This window comes from Paracoccus halophilus, from assembly GCF_000763905.1.
GTDB classification, from domain to species: Bacteria; Pseudomonadota; Alphaproteobacteria; order Rhodobacterales; family Rhodobacteraceae; genus Paracoccus; species Paracoccus halophilus.
In genome coordinates, this window is the sequence record NZ_JRKN01000049.1 from 1 (window position 1) to 15484 (window position 15484).

General features: G+C 60.8%; 12 protein-coding genes. 9 read left to right on the forward strand and 3 right to left on the reverse strand.

Annotated elements, in window-relative coordinates; all coding sequences use genetic code 11:
* Nucleotides 1-373: 373 nt before the first annotated feature.
* Both IT41_RS18065 and IT41_RS18070 read right to left on the reverse strand, forming a co-directional pair.
* Nucleotides 374-1192, reverse strand: a complete 819-nt coding sequence (locus IT41_RS18065; RefSeq protein WP_197056024.1) for a FadR/GntR family transcriptional regulator — start codon at nt 1190-1192, stop codon at nt 374-376.
* A 217-nt stretch (nt 1193-1409) separates the two neighbouring features.
* The gene (locus tag IT41_RS18070; RefSeq protein WP_036743992.1) at nt 1410-2627 is read right to left on the reverse strand and encodes a CaiB/BaiF CoA transferase family protein; all 1218 of its coding nucleotides are present in this window, start codon (nt 2625-2627) and stop codon (nt 1410-1412) included.
* A gap of 229 nt (nt 2628-2856) precedes the next feature.
* Here IT41_RS18070 and IT41_RS18075 point away from each other — a divergent pair, with 229 nt between their 5' ends.
* The 9 genes from IT41_RS18075 (at nt 2857) to IT41_RS18115 (ending at nt 13825) form a co-directional block, all read left to right on the forward strand.
* On the forward strand, nt 2857-3963 hold the full coding sequence (locus IT41_RS18075; protein WP_052081767.1) for an ABC transporter ATP-binding protein: 1107 nt from the start codon (nt 2857-2859) through the stop codon (nt 3961-3963).
* Nucleotides 3964-4176: 213 nt separating this feature from the next.
* The gene (locus IT41_RS18080; protein ID WP_052081768.1) at nt 4177-5523 is read left to right on the forward strand and encodes an ABC transporter substrate-binding protein; all 1347 of its coding nucleotides are present in this window, start codon (nt 4177-4179) and stop codon (nt 5521-5523) included.
* 52 nt (nt 5524-5575) lie between these two features.
* Nucleotides 5576-6448 (forward strand): carbohydrate ABC transporter permease, encoded by an 873-nt coding sequence (locus tag IT41_RS18085; RefSeq protein ID WP_036743994.1) that lies wholly within the window; start codon nt 5576-5578, stop codon nt 6446-6448.
* Nucleotides 6449-6450: 2 nt separating this feature from the next.
* A complete protein-coding gene (locus tag IT41_RS18090; RefSeq protein WP_081967626.1) occupies nt 6451-7404 on the forward strand; it encodes a carbohydrate ABC transporter permease in 954 nt (317 codons plus the stop codon).
* 47 nt (nt 7405-7451) lie between these two features.
* The gene (locus IT41_RS18095; RefSeq protein WP_036743995.1) at nt 7452-9059 is read left to right on the forward strand and encodes a GMC family oxidoreductase; all 1608 of its coding nucleotides are present in this window, start codon (nt 7452-7454) and stop codon (nt 9057-9059) included.
* Between the two features lie 256 nt (nt 9060-9315).
* Nucleotides 9316-10968 (forward strand): FAD-binding oxidoreductase, encoded by a 1653-nt coding sequence (locus tag IT41_RS18100; RefSeq protein WP_036743996.1) that lies wholly within the window; start codon nt 9316-9318, stop codon nt 10966-10968.
* A 12-nt stretch (nt 10969-10980) separates the two neighbouring features.
* Nucleotides 10981-11670, forward strand: a complete 690-nt coding sequence (locus tag IT41_RS18105) for a glutathione S-transferase family protein (RefSeq protein ID WP_036743997.1) — start codon at nt 10981-10983, stop codon at nt 11668-11670.
* A 221-nt stretch (nt 11671-11891) separates the two neighbouring features.
* Complete coding sequence (locus IT41_RS18110) at nt 11892-13322, forward strand: aldehyde dehydrogenase family protein (RefSeq protein ID WP_036743999.1); 1431 nt, start codon at nt 11892-11894, stop codon at nt 13320-13322.
* 80 nt (nt 13323-13402) lie between these two features.
* Nucleotides 13403-13825, forward strand: coding sequence for a GlcG/HbpS family heme-binding protein (locus tag IT41_RS18115; RefSeq protein WP_036744000.1), 423 nt, complete (start codon nt 13403-13405; stop codon nt 13823-13825).
* Nucleotides 13826-13879: 54 nt separating this feature from the next.
* Here IT41_RS18115 and IT41_RS18120 read toward each other — a convergent pair whose 3' ends face one another.
* Nucleotides 13880-15085: an IS256 family transposase gene (locus IT41_RS18120; protein WP_036744002.1), complete on the reverse strand. Its 1206-nt coding sequence runs from the start codon at nt 15083-15085 to the stop codon at nt 13880-13882.
* Between the last annotated feature and the right edge of the window lie 399 nt (nt 15086-15484).

A 15484-nucleotide genomic window follows, 5' to 3' on the forward strand; every position in this document is an offset into this window, starting at 1 on the left:
CGCAGATCCGTTCCCGAAGGTCCAAAGAATAGGGGTTGCCCATGATCCACCTCCCAGAAGAAGTGAATCAGAAAATCGGCACCATGTGAATCTCCGTCCGATTCAGATCAAACGCAAAACGCTTTAGGGTGATACACGGCGTCAGCAATTGCCTCGACGAGCTTGCAATCTACTTTCGATCTTCTAAAACTCCGCCTTCTATGCTTCGCCATCGGGATAACGCTCTCGGTTCTACCGGCTCAGTTCTTCGGCATATGCGCACATCGCCTCAGCTACGACTTCCGGAGTCGTCATCCGCTCTCCAATGCCAATCAAAACGCGGTTCAGCTAGATGAAACTCCAAACTTCCTCGATGGCTTGGCGCAATTTTCCATCACTTGGCGGCGGGCTCCGGGGTCGCGAGCAGGGTTTGCCATGTCGCGAGGGCGCCGGATAAATGGCCGTCCATCTTTCGCACGGCCAAATCGGCTCGGCGGTTCTCGATCGCCTCGAGAATCTCGCAATGATCCTCATAGGCCTGCTTGCCTCTGGCATACTCCGAGAAATATATGATGCGGCGCTGCTTCGAAAATTCGTAAAAAAGCTTCACAGTTCGGAGAAGTATCTCGTTCTGCGTGGCAGCGGTGATGCCGAGATGGAATGCTTCATCCTCGACTTCTATCGATTTCTTTTCATCGATTGCCAGCTTTGTCTTGTGAAGTATCTCCTTCAGGTGGTCGATATCCTGATCCCTCCTGCGCTCGCAGGAAAGCCTGACGGCCTGCAATTCAAGGATGCTTCGCACTTCAAAGACGTCCGCCGTCTCATCCGGTTGAAACGGCAGGCCGGACGATGCGCGAAAGACGAGGGCCTCAATACTGCTCTCATCGGAATTTCTGAGATAAATCCCCGAATTGGGTCTCCGCTCGATCACGCGCATCGATTCCAGAGCGGCCAAAGCCTCGCGAACAGCCCCGCGACTGACATCAAACTTGTCGGCAAAGTCACGCTCCGAAGGAAGCCGTTCAGTCGGCTGATAGCGACGTTCCTCAATGAACGAGAGTATTCTCCCCACAACATTCGGAGAGCCGACAATTTTGGTTCTTTCAGTCATTCCGAGTATCTTCTTGGTCTTTTCCCATCCAGCCCGATCGGGCGCGCCCGGCCAATCTGCCGACGGCTCCTGAAGCAGCCCTAGAATGACAATCATCATCAGGCATGCCACAGCCTGCCAGGGTCAAGGCTTGTCCGTGGATATCGTGTCAACTGAATATTATAGTATCGCTAAAACCAGAATCGGTCCAGCAAATTGGTAGTTCTGAATCCGGGCCGACGTGCGGGTTGCCCGCATAAACGTGCCGGAATGGCACGCCCGCCGAACGGCGCCCCAGTAAAGGGCGCCGCCAGGCACCCAGCGGCACCGGCTCATCTCACCCGCAATAGACGATCTTGTCCTTCTCGAGCCGCGATATCTCATCGCCGCTGATATCGAGGATTGAGCTCAGGACATGCTTCGTGTGCTCCCCGAGCATCGGGGGGCTGGTCGAATACTCGATTTCCGTTTGCGAGAACTTGATCGGATTGGCCACGAGAGGCGCCGTCTTGCCGGTGGCATGGGGAAGGCTGATCTGCAATTTGCGATGGATGACCTGCGGATGCGCGAATGCCTGGTCGATGCGGTTGATCGGCGCGCATGGCACGCCGATCGGCTCGAGAAGGGAGATCCAGTACTCCGTCGTTTCCTGGGCGAGATGCCCGGTCAGGATCGCGATCAGGTCGTCGCGATTCAGTAGGCGGTCGGTATTCGTGGTGAAACGGGGATCCTCGCAGAGCCTTTCCAATCCGGACGCCATGCAGAATTTCCGGAACTGCTGGTCGTTTCCGACCGCGAGCACGAAGGACCCGTCGCTCGATCCGAACACCTGGTAAGGCACAATATTGGGATGGGCATTTCCATATCGCCGCGGCGGCGTGCCGGTGGTCAGGAAGTTCAGGTTCTGGTTGGCCAGTGCGGCGAGTTGGACATCCAGAAGCGCCATGTCGATATGCTGGCCCTCGCCCGTCCGCTCTCGATGCAATAGCGCCGATAGCACGCCGGCAGCGCTATACATTCCCGTAAGAAGATCGGAGATCGGGACGCCGACCTTCTGGGGACCGCCACCGGGCTTGTCGTCGCTCTCGCCCGTGATACTCATCAGCCCCGATATAGCCTGTATGGCCATGTCGTATCCGGCTACATTCTTCATCGGGCCGGTCTGGCCGTAGCCAGTGATGGAGCAATACACAATGTCCGGCTTAATGCGCTGGAGCGTTTCATAGTCCAGCCCGTAGCGCTTCATGTCGCCGACCTTGTAGTTCTCGATAAGAACGTCGGCCTTCTTTACCAAGGATCGGATGATATCCGCGCCAGCTTGGGTGGAGATGTCTATACAGATCGAATGCTTTCCGCGATTGGCGCTCAGGAAATAGGCGCTCTCGGTCGTTCCCTCAAGATGCGGCGGTCCCCAGTGACGGGTGTCGTCGCCGGTGAACGGACGTTCGATCTTCCACACCGTCGCTCCCAGATCGGCCAGGAGTTGCCCTAACCAAGGACCTGCGAGAATCCTCGATAGATCAAGAACTTGATATCCGGTTAAGGGTCCAGCCATTTCAACCACCGCGTTCGTAATTGACGTATTTCTCAGAAAAGACACAAGAGAATGCCTAACTGGAGATACCAAATTGGTCAATCCAATTATGCTTAGGTCAATCAAATCCATCAGGAGACATTGACGAAGCGACAGTACTGGTCTATCCAATTTGGTCAACAAGCGGTCGTCTGGAGGGACGGCACGCGAGGCTCTCATTGGGGCCTCATGTTAAGGGAGGTTACGCTGCATGGCGCGAATATCGCTCCAACATGTCTCCAAGTCCTTTGGCGGAGAGCAAGGGCCCTGGGCGGTCAAGGACTTCTGTCTGGAGATCGAAGATGGCGAACTCATTGTCTTTGTCGGTCCCTCGGGATGCGGTAAATCGACAACCCTACGGATGATCGCCGGTCTGGACGAGGCCACGTCGGGCGCAATCGTTATCGGTGGAAGGAATGTCACCGGGCTGCCTCCGAAGGACCGCAACGTCGCGATGGTCTTTCAGAACTATGCGCTGTACCCGCAGAAAACAGTCTACGACAACATGGCTTTCGGCCTGCATGTTCGCGGTGAAGACAAGCAGGAAATCGACCGGCGGGTAAGGGCGGCAGCGGCCAGTCTCGATCTCGAAGCGCTGCTCGATCGCAAGCCGCGTCAGCTCTCGGGCGGCCAGATGCAGCGTGTCGCCCTCGGGCGCGCGCTCGTGCGCGATCCCGACGTCTTCCTCCTGGATGAGCCTCTGTCCAACCTGGACGCAAAGCTACGCGTCAAGATGCGGGAAGAGATCGCGACACTCCATGCCCGGCTCCGAGCCACGATGATCTTCGTGACGCACGACCAGGTGGAGGCGATGACGCTTGGGGATCGCATCGTGATCATGCGTGACGGCGTGATCCAGCAGGCCGGCAAGCCGCTCGAGCTCTACGACACGCCCGCGAACACGTTCGTCGCCGGCTTCATCGGCTCGCCGGAAATGAACCTGATCGACGGACAACTGATCGATGAGGGCGGGCGGATGGCCGTGCGATCCGGCGACCTCACGATAAGCATACCGGAACGAACCTTCACCACGAACGAAGGAACCGTGACGCTCGGTATCCGGCCGGAGCATCTGGTCATTGCTGACGGTTCGCCGTTCGAGATGACTGTGAGCCTGGTCGAGCAGATCGGAGCCCAGACTTATCTCATGGGCATGATCGCCGGTCACAGAATGCGCGCCGTTTTCGACCGTCGGGACGGAATACGGTCCGGGGACAAGGTTCCGATCGCGTTCCCGAAGGAGCGATTGCACCTGTTCGCTTCAGCCAGCGGCGCTACGCTGCGAATGTCGGAAGCCGACGTGAAGGAATACTCGTGATCGCCGTTCACTGAGGGCGGGCAGCCGCGAGGCTCCGCCCCCTGACCAGGGACACACCGCATCCGGAGGGAGCGCCCGTCTGTTCCAGGATTCGAAGAAAGAAGAGGCATCGTCGAAAGCAGGAGGAAACAAAGGCGTTCACTCGATTCAGGCCGAAATACGTCTTGGAAGTTCGACGTCATTAATAGTCCTTAAACAGGGGAGGAGCAGATAATGGGCATATACATTCCAGGTGACAAGAAGGCTGGAACGGGTCTATTCGGCCTGACGCGGCGAAACTTTCTCGTGTCGTCGGCCGCGGTCATCGGCACCGGCCTGGCGGCGCCGGCGGTTCGCGCCCAATCCGGCGTCACGCTTCGTTTTCTCAACAACGAGACGTCTGCCGCAAGCCAAGCCGCGCTGAGAAACGCGTGCGATGAGTATGAAGCAAAGACCGGCGTCAAGATTATCATCGATTCCTCACCGATCAGCGGATCGATGGAAAAGGCGATGGCCGCGATCAATGGCGGCCAGCCCTACGACCTCATGACCGCCAGCTTCATCGCGACCGTCCTCGAATTTGTTCATGCGGGCGTGCTCGTGCCGCTCACAGACATGGTGAAGCGGTATGATTGGGGGCGCGGCGCAGCCTGGGACTACGAGGGCGAGAACTGGTACTATCCCTTCGATTACAATCTCGTCATGAACTACTACAGAAAGGATCTCTACGCCGAGAAGGGCCTGAAGATTCCGGAGACGTCGGATCAGTTCCTGGAGAACTGCCGGGCGTTGACGGTACTTGACGGCTCTAACGTCGATGTCGGCGGCTGCGTTGTGCCTCTGGCGAGCGACAGCGCGACGAACTGGGCCGCTTTCGGGAACATGTTTGCAGAAGGCGTGGAGCTTTTCGACGGTGACTGGAATGTGGTTCTGGATCAGGGCGAGAATGCTGACCGCGCCAAACGCTTCCTGGACCTGTACGCAGAATTGTACAAGACCATGCCGCCGGGCATGAACACGGTCAGCTTCGCCCAGTTGATGAGCCTTTTCGCAACGGGCAAGAGCGCGCACACGCTCTATTCCGGCCGCCTGGTCGAGGCGCTCGAGGCGACCAACCCGGAGCTTGCCGACAAATACGGCGTCTTCGCGTCCCCCGGCAGTTCCGGCGGGAAGGCGCTCTCCTACGCCTTTGACGGCTTCTGCGTCTTCAAGACACCGCAAAGCGAGGAGGCGCTGAAGTTCCTGCAGTGGTTCGTCGATGAGCATTATGTGGACTGGCTGCTCTCCGCCTGGATGAACAATCACCCGGCGCGCATGGATATCTATGAGAATGAGCGCTGGAAGAGCCATCCCATGATCCAGAAGCACTGGGAAACCATGATGACGATGAAGTCCTTCATCGAGAGCGACGACGTCGTGATCAAGGCGATCGACACCAGCGGTCCCTCGATCGACATCCGGCCTTGCACCGTCTTCAACGCCAATGTCATGCCGGAGATGCTCCAGCAGAAGGCTCTCGGCAACGCTCCTTCCGCCGACTGCATCGCGGCGGCGGCGCAGCGGATACGGTCCCTGATCTGAACGCAGGATCGGGGCGGCAACGCCCCGCTTCTTTCTTCAAAGGATATGACCCATGGCCCAGGACTGGCGAATCGTAACGTTGTTTATAGGCAGCATCTTGGTGCTGGGAGCCATCATCGGAGGGCCGCTCGTCTATGCGATCATGCTTTCCTTCTATTCGGCGAAATCGTTTGTCGGCGAACTCCAATGGGTGGGATTGGCAAATTACGCCAAGGCGATACAGGATCCGCTGTTCTGGCAGTCCTTCGCAAACGGCCTGATGATCGCGCTTTCCGCAATTTTCCTCCAGGTCGTTCTGGGCGTGGGTATCGCCTTGGTGCTGAACAGGAGGTTCTTCGGCCAATCCGTCGTCAGGGCGGTCTCCATACTTCCATACTTCCTGCCGACCGTCGTCGCCTGCCTGATCGCCCAATGGATACTCGATCCGAACTACGGATTGCTGAAGAGCCTCCTCGCCTCGTTCGGGATCGGGATCGCCGACTGGAGTTCGCAAGCCTTCACTGCCCGAGGGACGATCGTCCTCGTCAGCGTGTGGCTGTGGACGCCGTTCGTCGTCACCTGCGTCCTGGCTGGCCTGCAGACGATCCCCACTCAACTTTATGAAGCGGCGCGTGTCGATGGCGCCGGCCCGTGGCGGCAATTCTGGCACATCACACTACCCGGCCTGCGCTCGGTCCTTGTCGTGGTCATCCTGTTGCGGGGCATTTGGATGTTCAACAAGTTCGACCTGATCTGGCTGCTGACGAAGGGTGGACCGCTAAACCAGACCGAGACGTTGCCGACGCTCGCCTACCGGAAGTCGTTCCTGGAATTCAATCTCGGCGGGGGCGCCGCCGTGGCGACGATCTCGTTCCTCATTCTCGCAGGCGTCATGCTGATTTATCTGCGCCTGTTCCCGATCGATGACACGAAACAGGAGCGGTGAGCATGACAGGCAATGCGGAAAGATCGTCAACTGTCTCCGACACCCGATTTCCCGGGCAGGGTCCAATCCGGCATCAACCTTCACCACAGCGTCCGGAAGGCGCAGCGCGTGAAGGGCAAAGCCGGAAACTCTTCAAGAAGACGGCCGCGAAGATCGGATTGTACGCAGCCGTCATCGCGATATGCGTCTATTCGTTCTTCCCGATCTATTGGATGATGATCTCAAGCGTCAGGCCGATGGAGCGCCTGTTCCTGGACTCCTCGCTCGTGTTCTGGCCGCCGGATTTCGCCTCCTACACGTCGCTGTTCCAGCAGACGAACTACCTCGTCAATTTCATGAACAGCGTCCTGATGGCCGTCGGGACGATCGTCGTCTCGCTGGTCCTGTCGGCGTTCATCGCCTATGGCGCGACGCGGCTGCGCTTCCGCGGCAAGACCACGCTCGTCGCCTCGATGCTGTTCGCCTACATGTTCCCGCCGCTGATGCTGGCGATCCCGATGGCCGCGGCCTTCCGCTGGGCCGGTCTCACTGACAGCCTGTGGGGGCTTCTCATCGCGCATCTCGCGATCTCGCTGCCGCTCGCCGTGTGGCTGCTGTGGGGCTTCTTCAAGGCAATGCCGTTCGACCTGGAGGAAGCCGCCATGGTCGACGGCTGCTCGCAGTTCGAGGCTTTCGTGAAGGTGGTCCTGCCGCTCTCCGCGCCCGGGCTCATCACGGTCGGCATCTTCTCCTTCCTGCTGTCCTGGGCCGACTACGTCTTCGCGCTGATCCTGATCATGAGCGACCAGCAGAAGACGCTTCCGGTGGCGCTCGCCTCGCTGCTCGGCGCCCATGACCTGCGCTGGGGCGAGGTCTTGGCCGGCGCCTCGCTGATAGCGCTGCCTTTGTTCGTGATCTTCATCTTCTGCTACCGGTATTTCGTCGCCGGTCTGTCGGCGGGCGCGCTGAAGGGATAATCGCGTGTGAAATGGCGGCGGCGACCGTCGCCGACAGGAGAAGGTCCATGTCGCGTTACGACTATATCATCATCGGCGCAGGATCCGCCGGCTGCGTCCTGGCCGCCCGCCTGAGCGAAGACCCTGGCGTCAAGGTCTTGCTGGTCGAGGCGGGTGGAGGCAAGTCGCTGTTCGTCGACATGCCCGCCGGGATAAAGATCCTATACACGAGCAATCGCTATAATTGGAGATTCTGGACCGAGCCGCAGCAGCATCTCGACAATCGGCAGATATATATTCCGCGAGGCAAGGTCATCGGCGGGTCATCGTCGATCAACACGATGATCGCGATCCACTGCAATCCCAGGGACTACGATTCCTGGGCGTCCCAAGGCATGCCCGGCTGGAGCGCCGCCAACATGCTGCCCTATCTGCGCCGGGTCGAGGATGCGAGCCTGGTCGCCGACGCAGGCGACGGCACGCGCGGGCGCTCGGGCCCCATCAAGCTGTCCTACGGGCCGAGGCGCCCAACGGCGCAGGCCTTCGTCGACAGCCTCGTCGCCGCCGGCTTGCCCGAGAACCACGGCTTCAACGGCGCCTCGCAGATCGGCGCCGGCTTCTACGAGCTCACGATCGCCGGCGGTAAGCGGTCCGGCGCGTTCAAATATCTGGAGCGCGCCGAGGGTCGGCAGAACCTGACCGTGCTGGCGAACTGCCGTGTCCGCCGCATCAAGGTGGAAAAGGGCCGCGCCCGCGGCGTAGTCGTGGCGCAGGACGGCCGCGAGAGGGTGATCGACTGCGACCGGGAGGTTCTGCTGACTGCGGGCGCGATCTGCTCGCCGCAGCTCCTGATGCTGTCGGGCATCGGGCCTGCCGACCACATGAGGTCTCTCGGCATCGATCCGGTTCACGATCTTCCGGGCGTGGGCGAGAACCTCCAGGACCATCTCGACTGCGCGGTGCGCTTCGAGGCGTCGCAGCCGACGACGCTGACCCCCTATATGGGCCTGGTGAAAGGCGGCATGGCTGGCGCCCGCTATCTTCTCAAGGGGGACGGGCCGGCCGCCTCCCAGGCCGTGGAAGCCGGGGCGTTCTGGGGCCCCGACCGATCCTCGTCGCTGCCGGAGTGGCAGGCGCATTTCGCCAACGTCCTGCGCAATCCGCCTCCGGGCAAGCGCATCGATCACGGCTTCGCCGTCCGCGTCTGCCAGCTTCGGCCGCAGAGCCGCGGCACGGTGAGATTGCGCAGCGCCGACCCCGGCGTCGCCCCCGCCATCGACCCGCGCCTGGCCTCCGAGCGGGCGGACTTCGAGAGCCTGAGGGACGGCGTGCGCGACATGTGCGAGATGATCATGGCCGGGCCGCTCAGCAATTTCGTGAAGCGCCCGATCGATGCGGACGCCTTCGGCGACCGTGCCGCGCTGGAGGGGTTCGTGCGGGCGCGCTCCGAGACGGTGTATCATCCGGTCGGCACCTGCCGCATGGGCGCCGACGACGCCTCGGTCGTGGACCCGGGCATGCGGGTGCGCGGCCTCGTCGGCCTCCGCGTGGTCGACGGTTCCGTGATGCCGACGCTGATCAGCGGCAACACCAACCTGCCCATCATGGCCATGGCCGAGAAGATCGCCGACGAGATCGTCCAGGGCGAAGGCGCTTCGTCTTCATCGCCCGGGTGAGCTGAGCATCCCGGGCTGCAACCTTCTTCATCGCTGTCACGAACCCTGGCCCAAGGGCCCGGGAGTGCACCCCGTATCGCGCTGCTGCCCGTGATCTCCAGCCTCCCGCATGACCGTTCCCCGGGGGCCGCGATCCCTTCCGCCGGCCATTGACCGAGCAGTTTGGATATGCCAATCTGGTAGAACCAAATCGAGGTGCTTCCGAGACATACGCACCTGGATGGTTGGAAGCCCGAGGATCAAAGGAGGATGCGCCGTGGCGAAGGAAAAGAGCGGCTACTATGGAAAGCGCCGGAAATTCTGGACGTGGGGATATGAGGACGAGGACAATTCCCAGGACGAGATCCAGGTCATGCGCGAGCGCGTGGAGCAACGGCTCGGCATCAAGGATATCACCGTTCTTTCGGATCCGACCGTCGACGAGATCGAGCTTCACCCGTCGCGCATAAAGATCCCGAGGGCGCTTGAGGATTTCTGCACGTCCGAGAAATGGGACCGGATCGCCCATACCTACGGCAAGGGCTTCAAGGACATGGTCCTGATCTACCGGCGCGAGTTCGGCCGGGCGCCGGACGTCGTCGCCTACCCGCGCGACGAGGAGGACATCGCCGCCGTCTTCGACTGGTGCGGCGAGAACGGCTATGCCTGCATCCCCTTCGGCGGCGGATCGAGCGTCACCGGCGGCTTCTGGGCGCCCGAGCGCGACGCCTTTCCGGGCGTCGTCGTCATCGACCTGGGCAACCTCAACCAGATCCTCGAGATCGACCCCGTCTCGCGCTGCGCGCGGATACAGGCGGGCATTCTCGGGCCGGCGCTCGAGGAGCAGCTGAAGCCGCATGGCCTCACCCTGCGCCATATCCCGCAATCGTGGGAATTCTCGTCGCTGGGCGGCTGGATCGCGACGCGGTCGTCCGGCCATTATGCGACCCATCTCACGCATATCGACGACATGGTGGAGAGCCTGCGCGTGGTCTCGCCCGCCGGCACGCTGGAGAACCGCCGGCTGCCCGGCTCGGGCGCAGGCCCCAATCCGGACCGCCTGTTCATCGGCTCGGAAGGCACGATGGGCATCATCACCGAGGCCTGGATGCGTCTTCAGGGGCGCGTGAAATTCCGCGCGAATGCGTCGATTGCGTTCCGGACCTTCTACGAGGGCGCCAAGGCCGTCCGGCAGATCACCCAGGCGGGGTTGTTCCCGGCCAATTGCCGCTATCTGGACGAGCAGGACGCCAAGTTCTACGGCGCGGGAGACGGTTCCGAGTCGGTCCTGCTGCTGGGCTTCGAGTCCGCCGACCACCCGGTCGACGCATGGCTGGAGCGCGGCCTGGAAATCTGCCGCGATTTCGGAGGCACCGTGAAGCAGCGCGCCGGCACGTCCGACAACGCGCTGGAGACGAGCCGCAGCGGACCCCAGGGCAACTGGCGGCATCAGTTCCGCTATCTACCCCGGCTGATGCATACGCGCGCGGCGATGGGGATCGTCAGCTTCACCTTCGAGACCGCCTATACCTGGGACAAGTTCGAGGAGGTCGACACCGAGATCATGCGCCGTGTCCGCGAGGCCCAGCGGCAGCATCTCGGCGGCGGCATCGTTTGCCGCAGGTTCTCCTTCCTCTATCCCGACGGCCCGGCTCCCTACTACTCGATCATGGCGCCGTCGACGCATGACAACAGCCTCGAAGCCTATTCGATGCTGCACAGCGTGGCGTCGGATGCGCTGATCGAGCTCGGCGCGACCTGCACGCACCACCATGCCGTCGGCAAGTCGTTCCGTCCCTGGTACGACAAGGAAGTCGATCCGCTGTTCCGCCGCGTGCTGAGCGCCGCCAAGAACGAGCTCGATCCCAACTGGATCATGAATCCGGGGCTTCTCATCGACAAGCCGGCAGGGGCGAAGATCGTCGGATAGGAATAGTCGACAATGATTGATCTCTACTTCTGGCCCACGCCCAACGGCTACAAGGCCGCGATCATGCTCGCCGAGCTGGATCTGCCGTATCGCGTCATTCCAGTCGACATAACCGCGGGAGAACAGTTCAGGCCGGAGTTCCTGAAGATCAATCCCAACAACAAGGTGCCGGCCATCGTGGATCACGATGGCCCGCACAGCAGGCCTTATGCGGTTTTTGAATCCGCCGCCATCCTGATCTATCTTGCCGAAAAGACAGGTAAGTTCCTCCCTCAGGATTCCGAGGGTCGCTACGAGGCGCTGAAATGGCTCATCTTCCAGAACGCGACGATGGGCCCGATGCTGGGGCAGGCGCATCATTTCATGGTCTATGCGAGCGAGAAGATCGACTACGCGATCGAGCGTTATGACCGGGAAGTCGGCCGGATATACGACATTCTCGAACAGCGCCTGGGCCGGCATGAATATCTCGCCGGCGAATACTCTATTGCCGACATAAGCACGTTTCCCTGGGTCCGCACCCGGAAACTGCATCGCCGCGACTTGTCGGACTACCCGAACATCGATCGATGGTACCAGGCGATCAAGGACCGTCCGGGCGTTCGAGCGGGTATAGATACGCTGGCCGACAGCAAGAAATGGGAAGCGAAGGCGGGCACCGAGGCATGGAAAAACATGTTTGGGAAAAATGGGAAACCGTAGCGATCGCGCTAGAATCCCTTTTTTGGATCGGGTGCGGGGTGAGATGAATTATTCATCTGGCCTGCCTTGTCGTATTCAACGGCCGGAATTGGGCCGGAATTGATCTTCTTCGTCGGGCGTTTGCCGGACCTCGCTCCCTCATCGAGGGCAATACCAACTGCGTGTTGGGGCTCGTACAGCGCGCCTATGTCATGGTCAAATGAAGCGGATGGGAAATTACAATGCTGCACAGAAATCTCATTGGCGGTGATTGGGTGTCCGGCGAGGCGTCGGTGAATATCAACCCGTCCAACACCGACCAGGTCGTCGGTGAGTATGCCCGCGCCAGCGCCGAGGATACAAAAGCCGCCATCGCCGCCGCCAGGACTGCCCTGCCCGAATGGTCTCGCTCGCCGATCCTCGAGCGCCATGTGATCTTGCGCAAGACCGCGGACGAGATACTCGCCCGTAAGGAAGATCTCGGTCGTTTGCTCGCACGTGAGGAGGGAAAGACCCTGCCCGAAGCAATCGGAGAGGTGACCCGCGCCGGCCAGATCTTCGACTTCTTCGCCGGCGAGGTACTTCGTCTTTCCGGCGAGGTGCTACCTTCGGTGCGGCCGAATATCGGCGTCGAGATTACCCGCGAGCCGGTGGGCGTTGTCGGCATCATCACACCCTGGAACTTCCCCATTGCCATTCCCGCCTGGAAGATGGCCCCGGCGCTCGCCTACGGCAATACCGTCGTGCTGAAACCCGCCGACCTCGTACCGGGCTCCGCATGGGCACTCGTAGACATCCTCCACCGCGCAGGCGCGCCGGCCGGTGTCGTTAACCTCGTCATGGGCCGCGGCAGCGTCGCCGGCCAGACGCTGCTCGACAGCCCGGACGTTAACGCGTTGACCTTCACAGGCTCGGCCGGCACCGGCAGGCGCGTGGCGGCGTCGTCTATCGAGCACAACAGGAAATTCCAGCTCGAAATGGGCGGCAAGAACCCCTTCGTCGTTCTGGACGACGCCGATCTGTCCGTCGCCGTGGAGGCCGTCGCCAATTCCTCCTTCTTCTCGACCGGTCAACGCTGCACCGCTTCGTCGCGCCTGATCGTGACGGAAGGCATCCACGAGCGCTTCGTTGCGGCCTTGACAGAAAAGCTCAAGAGCCTCGTTGTGGATGACGCATTGAAGGCCGGTATACATATCGGACCCGTCGTCGATGAAAGCCAGTTGAAGCAGGACTTGGACTATATCGGGATCGGCCGCAGCGAGGGAGCAAGGCTCGCCTTCGGCGGCGAACGGCTCGAGCGGGAAACGCCGGGCTTTTATTTGGCTCCCGCACTCTTCACTGAGGCGACCAACGACATGCGCATTGCCCGCGAGGAGATCTTCGGCCCCATCGCCGCCGTCATCCGCGTCAGGGACTATGACGAGGCGCTGGCCGTCGCCAACGACACCAGCTTCGGCCTTTCCTCCGGCATCGCCACGACGAGCCTGAAGCACGCGATCCATTTCAAGCGTAATTCGGAAGCTGGCATGGTCATGGTGAACCTGCCGACGGCTGGCGTCGATTTCCATGCCCCCTTCGGCGGCCGCAAGGGTTCCTCCTACGGCCCACGCGAACAGGGCCGCTATGCTGCCGAATTCTACACGACCGTCAAGACCGCCTATACTCTCGCCTGAGGGCGAGCGCCGGAAGCCTACACTCACCTCCCTAGCGGATTGTTGTCGCCACGCCTAAATTAACATGCAGAGATTATTCTATGTTACTGATTAAACGACTGGGTATCGATGACGCACGCGTGCTGATCGCAGGAGCCCGTGCAAAGGCCGAAGAGATAGGCGTGCCCATGTGCATTGCAATCGCTGATGAATCCGGTCAACTCATCGCCTTCGAACGAATGGATGGCGGGAAAGTCACAAGCACGACAATCGCTCAGGACAAAGCATTTACTGCTGCAGGGGCAAAGCGCACGACGGAGAGCTATGGAGCGGCAAGCCAGCCGGGGCAGCCTGCTTATGGAATCAACTCTGCAATTGGTGGCCGGTTATCAGTCGTCGCTGGAGGGATACCGATCCTTGTTGACAACCAGGTTGTCGGCGCGATCGGCATCAGCTCGGGAACGCCGGCGCAGGACTCGTTGTGCGCTCAAGCTGGTATCGACAAATTTACCGATACTCTATAGCTTGGGTCACGTCCGTCAAGGTGGTGTAAATTCCGGGATGGCCTGAGGTCATGATCAGGCGGCCTTTGTGGTGATGCTGAGGATGGGGTCGATCTCTTCCTTGTCGATCTGGGCGAAGGCTTCGACCATCATATAGCGGCTGGATGTCTGCCATTCGTCGTTTTGCTCGAAGAGCACGGCGCCGATCAGGCGCATGATGGACGCCTCGTTTGGGAAGATGCCGACGACATCGGCGCGGCGTTTCACCTCCTTGTTCAGCCGCTCGATGGGATTCGTGCTGTGCAGCTTGGTGCGGTGCTGGCGCGGGAAGGACATGTAGGCGAGCACATCGTGTTCGCTGGCGTCCATGAGGTCGGCCAGCTTCGGCCAGCGAGGACGCAGTTGCTCGGCCACCTTGCGCCAGGTCTCGCTGGCATGCGCGCGATCGGGCTGATCGAAGGCCTGACGGATCGCGGCGGCGACAACCGTGTGCTGGCCGCGTGAGACATGGGCCAGAGCATTGCGCATCCAGTGAACGCGACAGCGCTGCCAGGTTGCCTCGAAGACCCGGGCGATGGCGGCCTTGAGGCCGGTATGTGCATCGCTGACCACCAGCCGGACCCCGCCGAGGCCCCGGGCGCGCAGGGACCGCAGGAACTCGGTCCAGAAAGTCTCGGCCTCCGAGGGGCCGATGCCCAGGCCGATGATTTCCCTGCGACCTTCGGTGTTGGCAGCCACCGCGATTATCGCCGCCACCGGCACGATCCGGCCGCCCTGTCGCACCTTCAGATAGGTCGCATCCAGCCAGACATAGGGCCATTCCCCGGTCAGCGGGCGGTTCAGAAATTCGCCAACGCGCTCGTCGATATCCTTGCACAGCTTGGAAACGGTGCTCTTCGATATACCGCTCAGCCCCATGGCCTGGACCAGCTCATCGACGCGGCGGGTCGAGACGCCGCTGATCCAGGCTTCCTGGATCACCGCTACCAGCGCCTGTTCCGAGGTCTTGCGGGCTTCGAGAAAGCCGGGGAAATAGCTGCCCTGCCGAAGCTTCGGCACGCGCAGGTTCAACGTGCCCAGACGGGTATCAAGGGCACGCTCGCGATAGCCGTTGCGCCAGGTCGTTCGCTCGCCGCTGCGCTCGTGCCGACCGGCGCCGATCAGGCCGTCGACATCGCTTTCCATGATCAGCTGCAGCACAGCCTCGGCAATACCGCGCAGAAAATCGCCCTGATCATGCTTTGCCAGAAGCTCGGACAGGTCCATGGTGGGTTTGGTCATCGGGGTCTCCGTAAGATCCGTGGTTGAAGCGTCGAAACTCCACCTCGATCATACACCTCGATGGCCACCCCGGATTACACCGGCAGCGCCGATGATTTTACACCACGTCCTCGGACGCTACCATAGCTTGAGCGTGCACCATTGAAAGTTGTTCTGCTTCTCGAGTAACAAAGATGGTAGGTGTGGCAAAATTAAATTACATATTCGGGCCGGTCGGTATTTAAGCCGCAGGGCCAGACTTAGTTACCGTATACTATGCGTACCGCTCAAGCGTGTAGAGCGTCAACCTCCTTGGCCGCTACCGACAACCAAATTGGCCGGTTTTGACCGCTGCGTTCTTCGTTGATGTTACTGTGCGGTTTTCTCCTCGAGCTTGTCGCTGATGTTGTCGCTGGAGGC

What these genes read in the sequence shown, in the direction of transcription:
- IT41_RS18075 (WP_052081767.1), top strand. Translation starts at nt 2,857, where the DNA reads ATGGCGCGAATATCGCTCCAACATGTCTCCAAGTCCTTTGGCGGAGAG.
- IT41_RS18120 (WP_036744002.1), bottom strand. Translation starts at nt 15,085, where the DNA reads ATGACCAAACCCACCATGGACCTGTCCGAGCTTCTGGCAAAGCATGAT.
- IT41_RS18090 (WP_081967626.1), top strand. Translation starts at nt 6,451, where the DNA reads ATGACAGGCAATGCGGAAAGATCGTCAACTGTCTCCGACACCCGATTT.
- IT41_RS18110 (WP_036743999.1), top strand. Translation starts at nt 11,892, where the DNA reads ATGCTGCACAGAAATCTCATTGGCGGTGATTGGGTGTCCGGCGAGGCG.
- IT41_RS18105 (WP_036743997.1), top strand. Translation starts at nt 10,981, where the DNA reads ATGATTGATCTCTACTTCTGGCCCACGCCCAACGGCTACAAGGCCGCG.
- IT41_RS18080 (WP_052081768.1), top strand. Translation starts at nt 4,177, where the DNA reads ATGGGCATATACATTCCAGGTGACAAGAAGGCTGGAACGGGTCTATTC.
- IT41_RS18065 (WP_197056024.1), bottom strand. Translation starts at nt 1,192, where the DNA reads ATGATGATTGTCATTCTAGGGCTGCTTCAGGAGCCGTCGGCAGATTGG.
- IT41_RS18115 (WP_036744000.1), top strand. Translation starts at nt 13,403, where the DNA reads ATGTTACTGATTAAACGACTGGGTATCGATGACGCACGCGTGCTGATC.
- IT41_RS18070 (WP_036743992.1), bottom strand. Translation starts at nt 2,627, where the DNA reads ATGGCTGGACCCTTAACCGGATATCAAGTTCTTGATCTATCGAGGATT.
- IT41_RS18095 (WP_036743995.1), top strand. Translation starts at nt 7,452, where the DNA reads ATGTCGCGTTACGACTATATCATCATCGGCGCAGGATCCGCCGGCTGC.
- IT41_RS18085 (WP_036743994.1), top strand. Translation starts at nt 5,576, where the DNA reads ATGGCCCAGGACTGGCGAATCGTAACGTTGTTTATAGGCAGCATCTTG.